The following is a 19,215-nucleotide window of genomic DNA, read 5'->3' on the forward strand; positions in this document are numbered from 1 at the left end:
ACATATATTAGTACATTAAAAAGCCTCAAACAGATACATGTTTGAGGCTTTTTGTTTTTTTAAAGCAAGTTGCTTAACAAGAGAATAAGCAAGATAAAATAGCTTGAGTATTACATGTTGGGTCATTAGAACCACAGTTACCACTTGGTCCGCCAGTACCTGGACAATCATTTGCAGTTACATCACATCCATCAAATATTCCAGTCAATAAACAGTTTGGATTCGTAGATACTCTAGTTCCACCTTTTAGACTGTTTGTATTTAATTCTGCAATTCTTGACTTTGTTAAGTTTAATTTTTTCAATCCTAATTTTTGTTTTTTCATGATCTAAATTTATTTTAGTTAATAAAAAATACAATTAGAAAGATTATTGGGGAAAACTATAATTTTTTAGCAATCTTCATAACATGAAATCAATTCAAGTCGTGTTTGGCAATTGTTGGAGCCGCAGTTATTGGTGCCACAATTATTGCTGCCACCACCGCAATGATTGGCTGTGTTACAATTTTCGGTTACATTACAACCGTCATCATAATATCCTGTTGCTAGACAAAACGGATTTGTGGAAGCAGTATTCCAACCACCTGTAACTTTTGAAGAATTTAATTCAGCAATTTTCGATTTCGATAAACTTAACTTGCTTACTTCTAATTTTTGTTTTTTCATAATCTAAATTTTTTAGTTACTAAAAAATACAATCATTAGACACTTTGGGGCTCACTTTTCATAAAGATAACGAACAAACGAAAAAAATCTTATAAAGTAAATGTTAATTAACAAAAAAAGCTTTCACAAGTAGTCGTGAAAGCTTCTGTGTAGTAAAAATATGTAAGTTAGTGTTAGTTAGTTTTGAACGCCACTGTGAGCAGGTTGTGCAACACCAGTTCTATTTGTTCTATTATTATTAGTCTGTGGATTACAATCTCCATAAATCTTAGTATCTCCACACAAATCGAAATCCGTAATTCTATCTGCTTGTTGAGCGTCTTGTCTAGGCAATGCTCCTGCGACGATATTATTTATCTTAGAAATTTTTATTTTCTTCAATTTTAATGACCTCTTCATAATTTTATTGTTTAGTTAACTTTATAAATATCAGTAAATTTTAGTGAAATGTCACATTTTTGTTGTGATATTTTATAAAACGTCACTTATGTATTTGTTTGATTTTCAAGACTTTTAATATAGTAGGACGGATACATGCCCGTTTGTGCTTTGAAGGCTCTGGAAAAGGTTTCCGAACGTTTGAAGCCAAATTCTTCAGCAATAGCTTTGATGGTATACGAACGTAATTTATCATCATTTTTTAGTTTTACCAAAGCGGCATTAATTCGCAACTCTGATAGGTAAGATTTGAATGATTTTTCTTTGTAGGTATTAATTACGTTTGACAAATAGGACGTATTCGTTTTTACTTTTTTGGCAACATATCCTAGCGTACAATCTTGTCGTAAATACAATTCTTTTTCTTCAAACGTTTCCAAGGCTTTTAGGATTTGTACCACATTTTCATCGGTGACAGGGTTGGTATTTTCTTTAACTATAACTTCAGGAATTACTTTTTCTTTAGGTTGTTCTAGCTTTTCAATAGTTAATAATAGTTCTTGAAAACGCGTTTTATTTTGTAATTGTTTGCGTTTATACCATATAAAAAATCCAATAAGTGAAAGTAATAATAGGATGGAAGCTCCGTATAAATAGTTGGTATATTTCCCTAAAGAGTCAATTTCTTTTTGCATTGGGATAATGTCGTATTTCTCATGAATTTCATTATTGAGTTCCATGGCAATGCTATCATTTATCCTATCTATTGTTTTATATTTATTCAGATTTTCCTTAGCCTTAGCGGAATTGCCAATTTCTGTGTAAGAAAGATGTAATAATTCATGAGCATCTTTTTGATCTGAAAATCCAATATTATTATCAGCAGCAATTTGGATGGCATCTTCTAAGTATTTGATGGTTTCTGGATATTTTTTTAACTCAAAATAACTTTTTCCTAAGTAAAAATATGGGGTTATTAATTGATCTTTGCTATCTATACTCAAATAATAATGTGCTGCTTTTTTTGAAATTTCAATAGCTTTATCATAATTTTTTTGCTGATAATTGATGATAGCATCATTTATGAGCAGTAAATGATAAAACAATGTAGCTTCTTTTTCACTAGATATTTTTAATGCTAGATCATTAAAAACTTTAGCTTCTTTGGGTTTTTTTATGCGTAAATAACAATCGGCAAGATTGGATAAAATTTGTTTTTTATAGGTTTCTTTTTTTGGATCAGAAGTGTTAATTGTTTCAAGAAACGCTAGACTTTCTTTGAACATAGAAATAGCTTCGTTATGATCGTTATGAATTTTTTTAAGATAGGCAACATTAACATCAACAACGATTGTATTTAATGGATTCTTAGTTAAATCAGCATATTTTTTTGCAAGTTCATATTCATCAAGTGCAGAGAAGTCATTTTCTGTTTCTGATAGTATATTTCCTTTTAAGTTGTGGTTTTTGAAAAGCAATACATTATTTTTTAGCTTTTCTGCAATTTGAAGTGATTCTTCAATTCCGCTCAATGCCAAATCAAATTCTGCTATAAAACTATTGGCATAGGCAACATGATATATTGACCATGCTATTTTTTCCTCATCATTTTGTTTGTTAGCAATATAATTGGCTTCCAATGCATACACTTTAGCATCGTTGGCATTTCTAAAAAGAGCACTTTCATATAGTTGAGTTAACTCTTCATACGATTTTCCTTGCAGTGAATCTGTTTGTGCATGAAGTGAAACAAAACAGGAAAGCATCACAATAGTTACTACAAATACAAGTGGAGGAAAAAGTGATTTTTTAGGTTGCATAGTTTAGATTTCTGTGGCAGTAAACCAACACAAGTATAACGGTTTTATGTGTAGAAAAAAAATAAGCTGGTTAAAAGACGCATCTTTTAGGATGAAGTATTTATCATAAAAAGTGGCTGTTTTAAAAGCTAAATAAATCGTCAAACCGAACCTTATTCGGTTTCTCATCATACTTAAAAATCAGTTTGATGAGATTCTGGATCAAGTCCAGAATGACGTTCCTAAGAAACTTTTAAGACAGCCAATTTTTTAAAATAGTTGCAAAAAAAATTATTTCTTCTGCTTGTCTTTATTTTTGTTCATGTGCTTTTTACGCGCAATCATCGATTTGTAATAACGATATAAGAAATCGTAACATACCATTTCATGAATACGGTTTTTAGACTTGAATAATCTGTTCATTAACATGTGCAAATAACTTCCCATAAGGTCGTTAAGTGGCATCATTAAGGTTTCGTCATCTCGGTGTTTTAAAATCCCAGCGGCAATGTCTTTGATACCTTCTTCTTTTTCTTTCAGTACATCAAGAATTGGCTCATAATCTGGATTTTCCTCGGCAGTAAACACCATAAATTCCTCGATTTTTTTACGTTCGGCACGGAATTTATCATCCAATTGTTTTTTTAATGGTCGTCCCATCCCAAATTCGTTTCCGAATCCAGTTTTTAAACGATCCATGATTTCAAGCTTCTCATCATCATTGTATCCGTAACTCGTTAGATGTGAATCCATGGCACGAATAGAGAATAACCAACGTAATTCTTCGCCTTCGTCACCTTCAATCATATCTACGAAATCAACAATCATTTTACTGTCATGGTAAAATAAATCTTCGGCTAAGATCATGGTATTGGCTCCATAACGTTCTATTTCACGTTGATAGGTGTCAATTTGAATTTTATAAATTAAATCCTGATCAATAAATTCTTTAAACTTTGGATATAATCCGTTAATGATCATTCCAACATGTTCAGGTTTAGTGTAGTGAAAACGCACGCGTATGTGGTGTTTTGGATCCGCGTATCGTATAAAAAACCATTTGTCAATGATATTGTGTTCAATTAGCTGTTCTGCTATTGGCTTTATAATCTCCGTTAGCACAGCATCTGAGGTTTTTGGTCCTGTATAAATTTTATAATACAGCCAACTATCTCCTAAAATAAAATTTCTTTGTATTTCGTTATTCATTGCTCTGCTTACTTTGAGTTAATTTTTTTTCGTTATAAAATGAAACTACTACTTGATTGGTGTAGTATTCTTGCCCTTCTTTTACGACTCCGCTTTCGCTGAAAAGGAATTCGGTAAGTTTAAATGAACCTCGTTTACTCACAGTGTTGAGTAACATGCGCACAGAAGTAAGATTTCCAAAGTTTACAAGCAATTCGTTGTCTCCATCAGCTAACATTACGTATTGCGGAATCTTAAGACTTTCTCGCAATGTTTTTATTTCGGCAGTTAATTTATCATTGTCGTTTTTACTTTTTAGTAACGGTTCAATGTGACTTTTCTTTAAGTTCCAAGTTGCATCATGAAGGATAAGATTGTTAAATTCTACACGTGGTAAAAAGTCAAAATCTCCTGAAAAAGGTCCTAATCCGAAACCAACTCCACTTCGAATTCCTTGCGTCTGCATGTCAGCTAGGAAGTGATAAATTGGAAGTGAGTTTGCAGAGTAATTGTGTGCATTTGTTAAATGTGGCACAACTTCTTTGTTGTATTTTTTAGAACGCAATAATACTTTGCTATGATTTTTTACAGAAACCATTAAGTCATCAATAGGAAGTTGATCTTCTTCTTCTTTAATTGATTTTGCTAAGTATGGAATTTCGTATTTACGTAAATCTGGACGCATTAAAATGTTTCCTACTCGTGATTCTGGTAAATGCACAATTTCCGCTAAGATTTTATCTTTGTTCATCTCCGCTTCCATGTCTACCATTTCTTGCGTATAATCAAATAATTCTTGATCTCCATGACAAAAACGTCCTAGTAAGTTTGCCGCACTAGATCCGCCACCACCGCTAAATTTGATTTTGTGACCACCATCTTCGCCGTCTAAAATTTCAATCATGCACGACATGGTATCTGGAAGATCGTCCCAGTTAAGATCGTAATCTTTGAAATCATTATCCGTTAATGTGATTACATAATCATCATTTTTGAATGCTTCAATAAGCTTTTTCTGCAAGAAACCATTGATAGATGACCAGCGTACTTCCATCATTGGATTTTTTGCTTGTCGCCCAGGAATCATAATATTATCTACTAACGGGTTTACGTCTCCTGCACCTTGATCTTGCTTGTAGCCAATTCCAATTTCAACGTCTAACGCGGTAGAAAGTGGCACTTCACGTTCTTCAAATCGTTCGTGAAACGCATCTCTAAATTTCGTAAGTGTTGTGGTATTTTGTGGAAATGTAATTCTGTTTAGTAAGGCATATCCTTTTTGAATATCATCAACCACAGACTGACTAAGCGTATTTTTTGTGTTTTGTAATACCATGTCTGTTTGGAACATGAATTTCAATTCAAAATCAGTGTCTAATTGCTGTAAAAATTCACTAAGTTCCAGATATACTTTAGGATTGTTTCCTATAGATTGGTCAATTGCATTGATTTTTTTGTCTGCTTCTTTCAGTGCTTTCAAAATGTCTTCAACACCTTGCAAACGTTCTAAAACAGCACAAATTTGATCTAGGAATTCAGGTCCAGAAACGGATGGTTCTAATTCGCTAATCAGCAATTGACTTGATACCAATTCTTCAATAAATTCGGTAGCTTCTTCGATGGTAATTTCATCATCTACTAAAAGTGCTGCCAATTGTGAAAGTGAAGCTCCATGTGAAGCTTTTTCTAACACAACCGCTAAGTATTCCGTATCATCAACGGCTACAATATGGTGATGTCTTCTACTATTGAAGTATTTGTATTCTATGTATCGCAATTGTGGTCCAGCTTTGTAGATACTAGAGTTTGGAAAGAATAAGAGTTGTTCTCTAATTTTCTTGTTCGTCACTAAATCTTGCGAAAGCGCCACCAAATAGTTCATATCTAGTCGTGTATGACGCTTATTTTGGGCAGAACCTTTTAGTTGAATATCGGTTTCTTCTCCAAATTCTCCTACAGAACATCCTGCAAATAGTCCAAAAGGTGTACATCTTGACGACATTCTGGAAATATATTTTAGGATGGAATACCGTAGTTTTTCTTCTTTCTTTTGATCTTCTTTTTCGCCATCAAGCCATCTGTTCATTTCTTCATAAAGTGATGGAGAAGCTAAGAATAGAGCTTCTTTTACGATAGGATTTTCACAAACTGTTTTGAAATCTTCATCTGAAATTTCAGTGTTAGCTGTCAATTCTTGATAAGAAGAGAATGAGAAAAGAGGTGTTCGTAATATGTATTTTGAAAAATTCTTATATGGATTCTTACTCATCTGTTTTTTAGCTTATCATTAAACATTCATCCCAATTTGTATCGTAATCTGCCAAGTAGTCTAGGATTGAGAGTCCAATACCTGCAATTCCTTCAAGTAATGAAGTTTCAGGTTCCCAACTCTTATCAACACCTTTCCACTGTTTGTAACCAGCGTAACCGTCTTCATGAATTGCTCTATCGATTCCGTCTTGAATCCAAAATTCGAAAGCATCTTTGAAAACTTGATCGCCAGTTTCTTTGTACATTCTTAAGAACATTTGCGCATTTCCGTAAGAACCGTGGCATAATCCAGCATCTCTTACCATGCTATCTTCTTGCGCAGTACGAGCAGCAGAATGTTTTAAAACTTCTAATGCCATATCTCCAAGTTCTTTGTCGTTTAAGGTTTTTGAAGCATACCAAAAACGCATCGCTACACCCAAATCTCCGTAACACCAAGCCAATCGACTTTGTCCATTTTGATCTTCTTCTTTACCAGTAATCCAACTTGGGAATATTGAGAACGGATCTTCTTCTTCAGTTTTATGGCTTTTAATATAATTGATTGCTCCTTTGAGCATTGGTTCGGCTCTTTCTTTGAAAGCTTCATTTTCATGAAATTTTGTCAAAATCCCTACAATACTCGACATTCCGTGAGATAAACTTAAGTTGTATCCGCGTTCTTTGGTTTCGATGCTCAATTCAGATTCCCACTTCAGCATGTCGTCCCCTTCTTTTTCTGATAAACCTTCCAACAAGTCCATAAATTCATTGATGAAACCTTTGTATTTTTCTTTCAATTCATCCGATTTGGTATTTCGGTAACGATTTAGGAAGTAAAATGCATATCCAATAGCACCGTGAAGGAAATCGTAGTTTCCATTTTTCATATCGGTAACCATGAATGTGTGTATATACTGATCTAATTCTGGAAGTAAATCATCATTGTCAGCATCCATAAATTCTTCTTGCTCTAAGTGATCTAACACCCAACCTGCACCAGCAATACCAGTACAAAAAGTTGGATAGCTATATCCTTCATTGATTTTATCAATACAATCTGTAAGCATTTCTACACCAACATCAGCATGATCGTCAATGTCAAGATATTTAGAATAGTAAAACTCAAATAATGAGATGCCCGCAAGTCCAGCAAGTACTCCTATTTGTGTTTCTTCTGCACGTTTTGATTTAATAATTCGGTCAATTTCTTTTAACTTTTTTTCTAATAGCTCTTTATTCATAATTTTATAAGTAATTCGTGTTTTGGTCTACCTCAAATTAAAGGCTTTTTTTGCTGTATTACAAGTGTATGCGAGACTATAAATGCTAAAAACGCAAATAAGTCCTCGAAATTTATAAAAATGGAGAGAATATTATATTTATTTTAACTTTTTGAGCAGTACTTTTGCTTTTTCAGAATTGTAAAAGTTAGGATGTTGCGCTAGCGTCTGTAGCGTATTTTTTGCTTTTTCTGTATTTTCTTGTTTTAAATGTACAAGCGCTATATACCAATATGCTTTGTGATGATCAATGGCATCACTGTTTTTTAACACATTAAATGTTTTTAAAGCTTCTGTGTATTCTTCAAGTTCTAATTGCGAAACTCCAATATACAAAGCTACATTAGGATTGTAGATTTCACCTTTTGTATAGGATTTGAATAGAGAAAGTGCTTCAGAATACTTTTCGTTTTTAAACAAGTTACGTGCTTGTTCTAAACTCGTAGTGGTATCGCTTTTGGTTTGAAACGCAGGAAGTGTGCTCCAATCATGATATTGATCAAAAGCGTCAGTTGCAGTGAGCGATTGCATAAAAGAAAAATAAAACAACGTAAACACGGCAGCTATTGCAACTGCTGTAGAAATATAATAGAAATAGGTTTTCTTTTTGGATGATTTTTTTGGATGATTCTCTTGTTGAATGGCGCGTATTTTTTTGGATATATTTGCCACATCATCAGCTCTAAATGCTTGTGCAAGCTCTTTAATTTCTGTTGCGGATGCTGTAGTGGTTATTGTCCATTTCTCATCATTATACACACCTTCTAATGTGCTATAAGTTTCTAAAAAAGAGGCTAAATCGGCATCACTTTCTAAGCGTGCTTCAAAATCTTTTTTTGCGGTGTCATCCATTTGATTGTTCAAATAAGATGCAATTTGGGCATAAGTTTGATCGTCAAAACTCATAATTTCTTTATTTTAGAAAACGAATCGTCTTCCTTTATTAGCTTGGTTAATTTTGCTTTGCATTTAAAAACACGTTGTCTAGCTACTACTTTCGATGCGTATGAAAATGTTTTTACAATTTCGTCATACGAAGTACCATTAAACAACAATGTCAATACTTTTCTACAATTTTCTGAGAGCAATTGAAACTTTTCAATATACAGCTCCCATTTTTCTTGTTCAAGTAATGCATGGGCATTTTCTACTTCTTCACTTTTCAGTTCAGTAACCTTCATTTTTGTTACCCGTTTTTTATTTAATTCTCTTCTCCAAAGATTTTTACAGGTGGTAAAAAGGTACGCTTCAAACGAAGATTTAATAACTAATTGTCTTTTTTTTAGGCGAACAAATAATTGAATCAATGCATTATGAAAAATATCTTCTGCATCGGTAGCATTGCCTTTATTTTGAATCACAAAGGTTTTTACTTTTGAAAAAAATGTGGTATAAATTTCTTCTAATATTGTTTCGTCTCCAGAACGTAATCCTTCAATAAAATAAGTATCATTTGACATAAAAATAGGGTTCACTATAAGCTTTCCTAAAATTAATGAAATAAATCGGGTAACAAAATTTCTTACGCCTAACTATATGATAGTCGACTTATTTTATGAGGCGGAATCCGAAAAGCCTTTAACCATAATAGAGTAGGAACTAACCAAACTAACATATTTTAAGCATGAAAAAAGTTATTTTAAGTATGTTTTGTATACTCATGATGAGTTCTTTTTGCCAAATAAGAGCCCAAGCACGAGTTGACAATTCTACGAAACAGCAACAAATGTTGCAAGAAGAAAAAAAAGTAGATGCTTACATAAAGGAGAATCTACGAAAATCACTGCCAAGTGATATAAAACAACAATTTATAGAGGGCTTTAATAACTCTGAACGCGAAATAAAGTATAACCAACTTTCAAGTAGTGAGCAAAAAGCTGAATTACAATCTTTTAAACAAGGATACTTACGTTATAAGTATTTTAGTGAAAAACCAGGAGCTTGGGTTCCATATCAAGCAGAAGCAGTTCCAACATGTGTAAACGGAAGTTTTGAAGATGGAAACTTTAACAACTATCAAGGAAATACAGCTTTTGGAAGTCCAGGAGGCTACACATCAGGGGAATGTGGAGCAATTCCAACTACAGGATTTGGAAACTTTACTTGGACTCCAAATAATTTATTTACAACAAGTGTAGATAACTTTGATATTGTAGGCGCAGGAAATGATCCTATTGTAGCAGCTGGCGGACAAACGTTAAGCATGATAAATCCCAACAGTCCTACTATGGGAAATCAATTTGCAGCTAGAATCAACGGTCCAAAACCTATGGTAAACCCTACGAATGATACTTATGGAAGGTGTTGGCCAGATTGGGGAATTAATAGATTAACAAAACCAATAACACTTACAGAAAGTGGTATCCAAACGGTTCGTTTTTACTATGCATTGGTTGCTGAATTTCCAGATCATAACAATGGGAATCCAATTTTTGTAGCTAGAGCTTTAGATGGAAACGATACTGAATTGGATAGAGTTTGTGTTATTTCAAATCCAGCAGGAAACCCTTTCTTTAATGAATTAAATGGTATTGTAAATGATGGTTGTGGATTATCAACTGTTTTATGGCAAAACTGGACATGTGCTGAATTAAAAATCTCTGGAGAAGTAGGGGATGTTATTAATTTAGAATTCATAGCAGCAGACTGTGGAGCAGGTGGACATTTTGGATATGCATATGTAGATGATATTTGTGCTGATGAATGTGTGCCAGGATCAGATTTTCAAGGAAGTATTCGTTTAAATGAATTTGATCCGTGTGAAGTTGACTTTCCTTTTGATGTATGTGCAGATTTTACCTTACCACAATTAAACGGAGAAACAGGAACACTTACCGCAAATAATACCTCTTTAGATATTGTACAAAACGGACAGGTTGTAAACACGTTAACAAATGGAGTAATTACAGGAAATACAGTATGTTTTTCAGTTACAGCTGGAGATTTTCCATCGCAAACTGGAGGTTATGATTTTCAAGTAAACGCTACATTTGGTATTGCTGGAGAAACACAAGGTTCAGATGATGTACATACAATTCCAGGACAAAACAACGATTACATTTTTAACAATCCTGACTGTTGTGATATTGATGCTGTAATATCAGATATTATTTGTGACGATCAAGGAACTACAGATCCAAGTGATGATACATGGTCTTTTGTATTAAATGTAACCAACTCTTCGGGTACTTTTTGGAGAGCAACTACGCCAGATAGTGATGCAGGACCTTACAATGATCCTAAAACCATTTACATGGGATTAATCTCAGATTACACTAACGGAATAGCAAACTTTGTAGTATTTGATGATGGAGACAATGATTGTCATACAGACGTTACAATTCAAGTGCCAGAAGCATGCTCACCACCTTGTGACTTAGATTACGCAGTAACAATAGGAGAATGTGATGACAATGGTACACCATCCGATTATTCAGATGATTTCTATCACGTTACAATTACTGTTACAGGAACAAACGGATTGCCTTGGATGGCAAAACAAAAGCTTGAAAGCGATGGTTCTGAAACGGTAATTTATAGTGGTACTACTAATGTTGTCGACTTACAATTAGGACCTTTTGATGTCAGTGATGGCGATTGGACATTATGGATTGGTCTTACCGATTATTTCGACTGTTTAAAAGATGTATACATCGAAGTACCTAAATGTTGTAATGATGAACCATATATTATTCCATATTGGCAACATCCTAGTTGTCCAGAAGTAGTTTGTACTGCTGATCAATGGCCAGTTCATGTATTAAGTAGTGACGGAAGTACCATTTCAAATGGAAACGGAATTACCATTGTTTGGGATAACTTAGATACACCTCAAGATGAAAACGATATTCAAGATTGGATTTTCGTTTCAGCAGAAGAAAACTGGCAAGCAACAATTACATATCCAAACGGATGTCAATACATTGTTACATATTATGAAGACTGTTGTGATGAAGATATTTTTATTAAAGTATACGAATGTCCATCTATTCCTCAGTTACAAGCATACCAAACTGCACTTGAAAAAGCAATGGAAGCTGCATCAGCAAGTCAATCTCTTGAAAAAAGTAGCGCACAAAATGCACAACAAGCACAAATTCAAACGGAGTTAGACAGACTAAGAGTCTACAGAGAACTTCGTGCTAGCAGTGATGATGGTGAATGCGAGCCGTGTGAAATAGGATTCATATTCATAGAGTTGGTAGACGCAAATGGCGATTCAATAGATATCGATGATTACGACTCATTTAGTTGGAATAATGGATCAATGGCAACAAATGTTTTAGTTGACTTGCCAATGGATGATGGTCCAATTTGTTTCACTGCCACAAAAATTGAATATGGTAAAGAATGTGTATATCAAGATTGTTTCTTCTACGAATGTGAAAAAGAATGTTTATGTGACGAATTAACACTTGGAGACTTAAATATATTTGAAGTAACTGACGACTGTTTATACTCAATATCAGCGAGTTCAATTGTTAACTGTTCTTCTGATCAAATTGCTGATGAAGAATATAGTTTCACAATAAACAATGGAACACCAATTACATCTTCAGGAAACGGAATTTACTATACATTCCCAGGTAATGGAATATATGACATTACGATGACATGGACGGTAACCGATATTGAAGGATGTGAAACTACAGTATCTACTTCTAAATCAGTAGAAATCAAATGTGAAGAAAGACCATGTGATGTGGCTACAGACTTACGATTCGATTGTAGAAGAGCAGGAATGAGCTGGATAGGTGATCCTAACCAAACGTATATTGTTCAGGTAAATTGGGATGCATGTTGTGAACCTTTACGTCCGCCATCATCACAAGTATCTAATCAATGGGAAGTTATAGGAACTTCAACACAATTGCCTTTCATTAGAGAATCTAACTGTTTCAGCTGGAAAGTTGGAGTGAAGTGTGAAGATCAGATTTTATGGTCTGAAGCAGATTGTGTAACTTGTTATGGTCCTACCAAACCACATGACGCAGCAGTGGATGTGAAAACTTCAGCGAAGATTTCGCCAAATCCAAATGACGGTAATATGAATATCGAAATATCAGGAAGCGACAAAACTAACTTTACAATTAAAGTATATCGTTTTGATGGAATCCTAATCAAATCTTTCGATAATAATCGTATAGAAAATCAAAATACCACCATCTCTTGGAATGGAAAATCAGTATTGTCACCAGGAATGTACTTCTTCGTGATTACGACCGATTCAGAAACCATTACTAAGAAAGTTATTATAGAATAAAAAAGTAAAATAATGCAAGAGAATTCCAGTCAATTTCGATTGGCTGGAATTTTTATCATACCTAAACCATTATTACACACTTAGTATTAATTTAAACTTTAAAAAAACATGAAAAAAGTATTTGTAAGCTGTATTGCCCTATTATGCATCATTTTATATGGTTGTCAAACAGAAGCACTCAATATTGAAGAAACAGCAAAAGAAACAAAAACATTTGAAGCACCTGAAAAAGGTGGTGCTTACAACACTTCCAACTCAGAAGGTAATGAATTAGTCATATTATATCCTGACGGAACTACAGAAGCAGAAAAAATACTTAAAAGACAAGAATATAATATAGAAGATTATAAAAAATGTGAATGTGCCGATCCAAATTTAGAACTATGGATTTTTGACAAAGGAGGAGCTGCTGGCGGCGGCTTGGAAGAAAGAAAAGGAACTGCCAAGGCTGATGAAGAAATAGAAGGTGCAGAATACAATCCAATCATACGAATTCAAGAAGATATTTTTATAGACTATGGCGGAATCGCTTCCACAGAACAAGGTTTAGCAAAAACAGTAGCTGCTAACCAAGGTGTTACAGTTGCAGTGTTAGATACAGGAATCATGTATGATTATCCAGGTTTTACACAACCTTTTTTATATAACAGTAATCAAAATGCATGTGTAAATAATGGGCAAACTGAAATGTTTGGTTGGAATTTCGTTGAAGATAACAACAATCCTTATGATAACCACTACGGACGACATGGAACTATCGTAACAGATTTAATCATGTCTAAACTTGATGCTACAAATACAAGCTATCAAATACTACCAGTAAAAGTGGCAAACAAGTTTGGAAATATTCGATATTTTGATGCGTTGTGTGGTTTTCAATTTGCGGCAAACAAACAAGATGTTGATATCATAAACATGAGTTTTGGTTGGTATCACCAAGAGCGTGAATTATTACAAAAATTTGTAACGGATGTAGAAGATACAATTCTTGTAGTTACTTCAGCAGGAAATAGCGGCGTAAATACGGATCAAGTCGCTCATTTTCCATCTTCTTATGATACTGATAATATTATTGCTGTCGCTAGTTTAGGAATGCAAAATTCAGGATTCAATAATCCTCATTATGCAGCAGATGTAGTTGGTTTTCCTAGTGGAAATTCTAATTCACCATTAGCTGATTTTTCTAACAGAGGACAAGTTACAGTAGACATTGCAGCACAAGGACAAAATATTCCGTTTACTTACAATAATCAAGTGGTGTATATTAGTGGAACTTCTTTTTCAGCAGCATTAACCACAGGATATGTAGGTTCATTATATGTAGATGGAATGTCCACAAATATGTTAAAATCAACATTATTGTCAAACTGTATATACAATCCAGAATTACATGAAATAAGATATGCCAAGCATATTCCTCAATAATATATAGTTTAAATTAGGTTTAGGTAATCTTGCATTTAGACTATTCAAAAGGGGAGTGTCACAACTCCTCTTTTACCTTAATGAAACTCAATGTTGAGAAGTCTGAAAGACGCACGCAACATTGATAGTTGAATTAATCCCGTTGGATAACGGGATCTCAACCTTTACGGAGTTTTGAGAAGTCTGAAAGACGCACGCAACATTGATAGTTGAATTAATCCCGTTGGATAACGGGATCTCAACCTTTACGGAGTTTTGAGAAGTCTGAAAGACGCACGCAACATTGATAGTTGAATTAATCCCGTTGGATAACGGGATCTCAACCTTTACGGAGTTTTGAGAAGTCTGAAAGACGCACGCAACATTGATAGTTGAATTAATCCCGTTGGATAACGGGATCTCAACCTTTACGGAGTTTTGAGAAGTCTGAAAGACGCACGCAACATTGATAGTTGAATTAATCCCGTTGGATAACGGGATCTCAACCTTTACGGAGTTTTGAGAAGTCTGAAAGACGCACGCAACATTGATAGTTGAATTAATCCCGTTGCATAATGGGATCTCAATCTTTATGGAGTTTTGAGAAGTCTGAAAGACGCAAGCAACATTGATAGTTAAATTAATCCCATTGCATAACGGGATCTGAGTATCTAACATTGATAGTTGAATTAATCCCGTTGGATAACGGGATTTGAATGTACAACATTGCAAAAGAGATGAACTTTTTAAGTTTATTCAATTTCCTCGTCAGACTTCGCTGTTGCTCTTTTATCTCCACCATTTATTTTGGCGCTAATAGTTGAAGATATTTGAAATTGTTTTAGTTTAAAAATACGGTGTAAATTTTTCATAATAAATGTTTTAAATAGTAATAACGTAAGAAAGATACCAAATATTTTATAGATTTATGTCAAAAGCCTAATACTCCTATTTATATGATTATTTTTAATTCAAAAACTCATAAATTCACACTCACAATACTTTTTTTACTCGTTTGTTATTCACTTCAAGGACAAACTATAGAATTGTCTAAATACTATTATGAACAAACTAATTTAAAAGAATTTACCTTAGTTGAAAAAGAACAATTAGTAGACAGTTTGTTACTTCAAGAAAACATAAAAGTTGATACACTAGAGTTAGTAAAAATTTATCGAAGTATAATTAGAGAATTAGTTTTCTCAGATCTTAAAAAATCATTTTCATATATTGACGAAATTGAGAAAATAGCTATTGAACTCGGAGATCCTGATATTGAAAGTTTTGAAAAGAATCGTTTAAATAAAATAGTTTTTTTAAATAAAGATCAACAGTATTACAAATGTTTAAATACAATCAGCGATTATTTTAAACGCTATCCTAACGAAAGTATTAATCATGGAAAGGTATATCGAATTGTAGGCAATATTTACAGTAAATTAGGAGATTTTAAAAAAGCTACAGATAATTATGATAAGTCTATTTCTATTTTAAAAAAAGTTACTGATTCAAAACTAGAAGATATTTACAAACAATTATATAAAACATTAGTTTCAAAATTAGAATTATTAGTGAATGATTATGATTCAAAGTTTATGAGCGAGATAGTTAATATTGAAGTGCAATTAGATAGTATTGGTTTAAAATATGATATTAAAGTGAACGATAAAGTAGTTGCTTATTGGAATTTAGGATCATATTATGACTCAAATAAATTTTACTTAAAAGCTAAAAACAGTTACCAAAAATCTTTACAATTATCTCATTCAATTGAAGATTCTTCAAAAACTTCTATCAGTTATATGAATTTAGGTATTATTAGTAAGAAGGAAGATGAGTTTTCAGTTGCCAAAGAGTACCTAAATAAATCTTTAATCTACGCCAAAGACGATATGACATTGATGGCAATGATTTCAAACAATTTTGCTGACATTTATCAAATCGAAAATAACCACAAAAAAGCACTTATTCACTACCAAAAAGCAATTACGCAAGCACTTCAAATTAAAGATATTGACTATCAAAAACTGCCAAATTATAAAGATCTCCAATTTTCTGTGAATAAAATTGACGTTTTAGGATACCTAATAGACAAAGCAAACGGTTGGATTGCTTACTACGATGTCGAAAAAAAGTCCGAATACCTCGAAAATGCCCTAGAAACGTTCACACTTGCCGATCAATTAATTGATATTATATATGTAGAAAGTAGAGAAGACTTATCAAAACTATTCTGGCGAAAAAAAGGCGCTACGTTCTATCCAAAAGCTGTTGAAGTGTGCAATAAATTACAACAACCCGAAAAAGCATTCTCCTTCATGGAAAAAAACAAAGCGATGGTATTGTTAGAAAACATGACAAATGCCACCGCAAAACGCTTATCAAAACTCCCTGAAAACATTTTGGAACGTGAACAAAATCTCATCAAAGCCATAAAAACGATAGAATCTGAAATTCAAGAATATACAAATAAGGAAAACCCAGTAGTTGATTCACTTAAAAATAATGTCTTTCAATACAAAAAAGAATATACAGCGTTCATCGATTCATTAGAAACAGAATTCCCAAAATATTACAACTACAAAAAAAATATCAATACTGTAAAACTTGAAGAAGTTCAAAAACAACTCAAAAGTGACGAATTAATACTACAATACATTGTTGGAAAAGAAAAAGGATTTGTCACCTTAATAAATGCTGAGAAGATTCAATTAAAAGAGTTGCCAATTACCAAAGAACTTATTGCTACAGCAACAACGTATAAAAATGCGGTTTCAAAGCCTTTTGTAAATACCAATGATAAAAATACGTATACGGAAGTTGCCAAAAAACTATACCAACAATTAATTCCGTTTGACGATGCGGAAACACTGCTCCAACAAAAGAAAATTACAATCATTGCTGACGGAATATTACAATACATTCCTTTTGAAGCATTGCTGACTTCCAATGAAGAATACTTCATCAAGAGTGCTGAAATTCACTATAACTATTCGTTGTCTTCCGCAGCGCAATCACAACAAAATGCCACTAAAATCCCTAAAAATTTCATCGCAATCGCACCAACAAAATTCAAAAACGATCAATTTGGCGCATTGGCAACAAGTACAGATGAATTAGAACAGCTGACCGATATTTTTAATGCGAATCATTTTCAATATGAAAAAGCAACAAAAGAACGTTTCAAAAAAGCATATGGAAACTATAAAATAGTGCATCTTTCCACGCATGGAGGTATTAATAATACAATTCCTTGGATGGCTTTTCATGACGAAATAATGACACTAGACGAACTCTATTTTACCAAAAATCAATCCGAATTAGTTGTCTTGAGTGCATGTAAAACCTCCGATGGCGAACTCAAAAAAGGCGAAGGTGTCATGAGCTTAGCAAGAGGATTTTTTAACGCTGGTGCAAAAAGTGTCGTATCTTCCCTGTGGGATATCAACGAAAAAGCGAGTAATGATATCATTCAAGAATTTTACAAAAATATCATCAACGGAGATACCAAATCGGAAGCCTTGCAAAAAGCCAAATTGACCTACATTGAGCAAAACAAAAACACAAGTGAAGCGTCGCCATATTACTGGAGCGCATTGACCATTACAGGTGATGTGCAACCCATAAAAAATTTGCAAAATTACAACTACATATACTACAGTTTTGCAAGCATATTTCTAATCGTACTTGGTGTATCAATTCGTAGAAAACGTAAAAAAGGAAAAACAGCGTAAATAGAAGTTAAAAAGTAAAAGTATTTTTAAAGACCCAAGACCCAAGACCCAAGACCCAAGAAAACTACCTCAAATTTTCAATCATTTCAGCAACAATAGCCTTTGTGTCAAAATGTGCAGACCAATTCCAGTCATTTGCAGCATCGGTATCATCAATACTTTCTGGCCAACTATCAGCAATCTGTTGTCTAAAATCAGGAGCGTACTCAATAGTAAAATCAGGTAATAATTTTTGAATTTCGGAAGTCAACTCCTTTGGTGTAAAACTCGTTGCCGAAATATTATATGACGATCTAATTTTGATAGCTGAAGATTCGGCATTCATAATAGAAATCGTAGCACGTACCGCATCATCCATAAACATCATTGGAAGCGCCGTATCTTCTTTCAAAAAACAAGTGTAAGAACCTTTTTCAAGTGCTTCGTGAAATATCTCAACGGCATAATCTGTCGTTCCTCCACCTGGTCTAGCTTTCCAACTAATAATACCTGGATAGCGAACACTTCGAACATCAACTCCATGATTTTTATGATAATATTCACACCAACGTTCACCCGAAAGCTTACTAATTCCGTACACTGTAGACGGATCCATAATCGTATGTTGAGGTGTTTGTACTTTTGGAGAATTTTTACCAAAAACTGCAATTGAACTTGGCCAAAAAACCTTTTCAATCAACTTATCTTTCGCAAAATCGAGTACATATAACAAAGAATTCATATTCAATTCCCAAGCAAACTCAGGATTTTTTTCCGCTTTTGCAGAAAGCAATGCAGCCATCAAATACACATCTGTAATTTGATGTTTTTCAATGCAGGCTCTAATTTGCTCCTTATTCGTAGCGTCAAGAATTTCAAAAGGACTATCTGCAAACACGTCATTGTCACTTTTTCGGATATCCGAAGCAATCACATTTAACGCACCATAAGTAGTTTGTAACGCAGCCGTTAACTCTGTGCCTATCTGTCCGCAGGCGCCAATAATCAAAACTTTTGTACTCATCAAAAAAAAATCAACTATGTCAGGACAAGTCCACAAGACATTTATAAAGAATCTACATTCATATAATGAGGTAAGCCTCACAGCATTTTAAATCTCGATTATCGAGTAAAAAATGATTACAAATATATGTAAATCTATTTCTGGTTTCTGAGAAAAATGAAATTAAATCGACATTTGTTTGATAAATTCATAAAATACAATGCCTTAGATTGGTAAACTTTGTTAAAAACACACTCAAACTTAAAA

13 protein-coding genes are annotated in these 19,215 nt (G+C 33.5%); 3 read left to right on the forward strand and 10 right to left on the reverse strand.

Annotation, left to right across the window (positions count from 1 at the left end):
- Positions 1-73: 73 nt before the first annotated feature.
- The 9 genes from AA089_RS15340 to AA089_RS15380 form a co-directional block, all read right to left on the reverse strand.
- Complete coding sequence (locus tag AA089_RS15340; protein WP_156169050.1) at positions 74-304, reverse strand: hypothetical protein; 231 nt, start codon at positions 302-304, stop codon at positions 74-76.
- An 87-nt stretch (positions 305-391) separates the two neighbouring features.
- On the reverse strand, positions 392-667 hold the full coding sequence (locus AA089_RS15345; protein ID WP_046757858.1) for a hypothetical protein: 276 nt from the start codon (positions 665-667) through the stop codon (positions 392-394).
- A gap of 177 nt (positions 668-844) precedes the next feature.
- Positions 845-1,066, reverse strand: coding sequence for a hypothetical protein (locus AA089_RS15350; RefSeq protein WP_046757859.1), 222 nt, complete (start codon positions 1,064-1,066; stop codon positions 845-847).
- An 86-nt stretch (positions 1,067-1,152) separates the two neighbouring features.
- Complete coding sequence (locus AA089_RS15355) at positions 1,153-2,865, reverse strand: helix-turn-helix domain-containing protein (RefSeq protein WP_046757860.1); 1,713 nt, start codon at positions 2,863-2,865, stop codon at positions 1,153-1,155.
- Positions 2,866-3,135: 270 nt separating this feature from the next.
- Entirely contained in the window at positions 3,136-4,053 is a 918-nt protein-coding gene (locus tag AA089_RS15360; protein ID WP_046757861.1) for a thiopeptide-type bacteriocin biosynthesis protein, read from the reverse strand.
- Complete coding sequence (locus tag AA089_RS15365; protein ID WP_046757862.1) at positions 4,046-6,301, reverse strand: lantibiotic dehydratase family protein; 2,256 nt, start codon at positions 6,299-6,301, stop codon at positions 4,046-4,048. Before AA089_RS15365 ends, AA089_RS15360 begins: the two co-directional genes overlap by 8 nt.
- Before the next feature lie 7 nt (positions 6,302-6,308).
- Complete coding sequence (locus AA089_RS15370) at positions 6,309-7,526, reverse strand: lanthionine synthetase C family protein (RefSeq protein ID WP_046757863.1); 1,218 nt, start codon at positions 7,524-7,526, stop codon at positions 6,309-6,311.
- A 138-nt stretch (positions 7,527-7,664) separates the two neighbouring features.
- Positions 7,665-8,471 (reverse strand): tetratricopeptide repeat protein, encoded by an 807-nt coding sequence (locus tag AA089_RS15375; protein ID WP_046757864.1) that lies wholly within the window; start codon positions 8,469-8,471, stop codon positions 7,665-7,667.
- A complete protein-coding gene (locus AA089_RS15380) occupies positions 8,468-9,025 on the reverse strand; it encodes an RNA polymerase sigma factor (protein ID WP_046757865.1) in 558 nt (185 codons plus the stop codon). The genes AA089_RS15375 and AA089_RS15380 overlap by 4 nt, the downstream gene beginning before the upstream one ends.
- Before the next feature lie 164 nt (positions 9,026-9,189).
- On the opposite strand from AA089_RS15380, the gene AA089_RS15385 reads away from it, so the two are divergent.
- The 3 genes from AA089_RS15385 (at position 9,190) to AA089_RS15395 (ending at position 17,966) form a co-directional block, all read left to right on the forward strand.
- Positions 9,190-12,828, forward strand: coding sequence for a T9SS type A sorting domain-containing protein (locus AA089_RS15385; protein WP_082113298.1), 3,639 nt, complete (start codon positions 9,190-9,192; stop codon positions 12,826-12,828).
- 108 nt (positions 12,829-12,936) lie between these two features.
- Positions 12,937-14,253: a S8 family peptidase gene (locus AA089_RS15390; protein WP_046757867.1), complete on the forward strand. Its 1,317-nt coding sequence runs from the start codon at positions 12,937-12,939 to the stop codon at positions 14,251-14,253.
- A gap of 935 nt (positions 14,254-15,188) precedes the next feature.
- Entirely contained in the window at positions 15,189-17,966 is a 2,778-nt protein-coding gene (locus AA089_RS15395; protein ID WP_046757868.1) for a CHAT domain-containing protein, read from the forward strand.
- A 64-nt stretch (positions 17,967-18,030) separates the two neighbouring features.
- Here the strand turns inward: AA089_RS15395 and AA089_RS15400 are convergent, their stop codons facing one another.
- Complete coding sequence (locus AA089_RS15400; protein WP_046757869.1) at positions 18,031-18,969, reverse strand: NAD-dependent epimerase/dehydratase family protein; 939 nt, start codon at positions 18,967-18,969, stop codon at positions 18,031-18,033.
- Positions 18,970-19,215 lie beyond the last annotated feature (246 nt).

Origin of the sequence: Kordia jejudonensis, assembly GCF_001005315.1 — a bacterium.
GTDB lineage: Bacteria > Bacteroidota > Bacteroidia > Flavobacteriales > Flavobacteriaceae > Kordia > Kordia jejudonensis.

Coding starts and splice junctions, on each gene's coding strand:
- AA089_RS15345 (WP_046757858.1), bottom strand. CDS start 667: ATGAAAAAACAAAAATTAGAAGTAAGCAAGTTAAGTTTATCGAAATCG.
- AA089_RS15350 (WP_046757859.1), bottom strand. CDS start 1,066: ATGAAGAGGTCATTAAAATTGAAGAAAATAAAAATTTCTAAGATAAAT.
- AA089_RS15355 (WP_046757860.1), bottom strand. CDS start 2,865: ATGCAACCTAAAAAATCACTTTTTCCTCCACTTGTATTTGTAGTAACT.
- AA089_RS15360 (WP_046757861.1), bottom strand. CDS start 4,053: ATGAATAACGAAATACAAAGAAATTTTATTTTAGGAGATAGTTGGCTG.
- AA089_RS15365 (WP_046757862.1), bottom strand. CDS start 6,301: ATGAGTAAGAATCCATATAAGAATTTTTCAAAATACATATTACGAACA.
- AA089_RS15370 (WP_046757863.1), bottom strand. CDS start 7,526: ATGAATAAAGAGCTATTAGAAAAAAAGTTAAAAGAAATTGACCGAATT.
- AA089_RS15375 (WP_046757864.1), bottom strand. CDS start 8,471: ATGAGTTTTGACGATCAAACTTATGCCCAAATTGCATCTTATTTGAAC.
- AA089_RS15380 (WP_046757865.1), bottom strand. CDS start 9,025: ATGTCAAATGATACTTATTTTATTGAAGGATTACGTTCTGGAGACGAA.
- AA089_RS15385 (WP_082113298.1), top strand. CDS start 9,190: ATGAAAAAAGTTATTTTAAGTATGTTTTGTATACTCATGATGAGTTCT.
- AA089_RS15390 (WP_046757867.1), top strand. CDS start 12,937: ATGAAAAAAGTATTTGTAAGCTGTATTGCCCTATTATGCATCATTTTA.
- AA089_RS15395 (WP_046757868.1), top strand. CDS start 15,189: ATGATTATTTTTAATTCAAAAACTCATAAATTCACACTCACAATACTT.
- AA089_RS15400 (WP_046757869.1), bottom strand. CDS start 18,969: ATGAGTACAAAAGTTTTGATTATTGGCGCCTGCGGACAGATAGGCACA.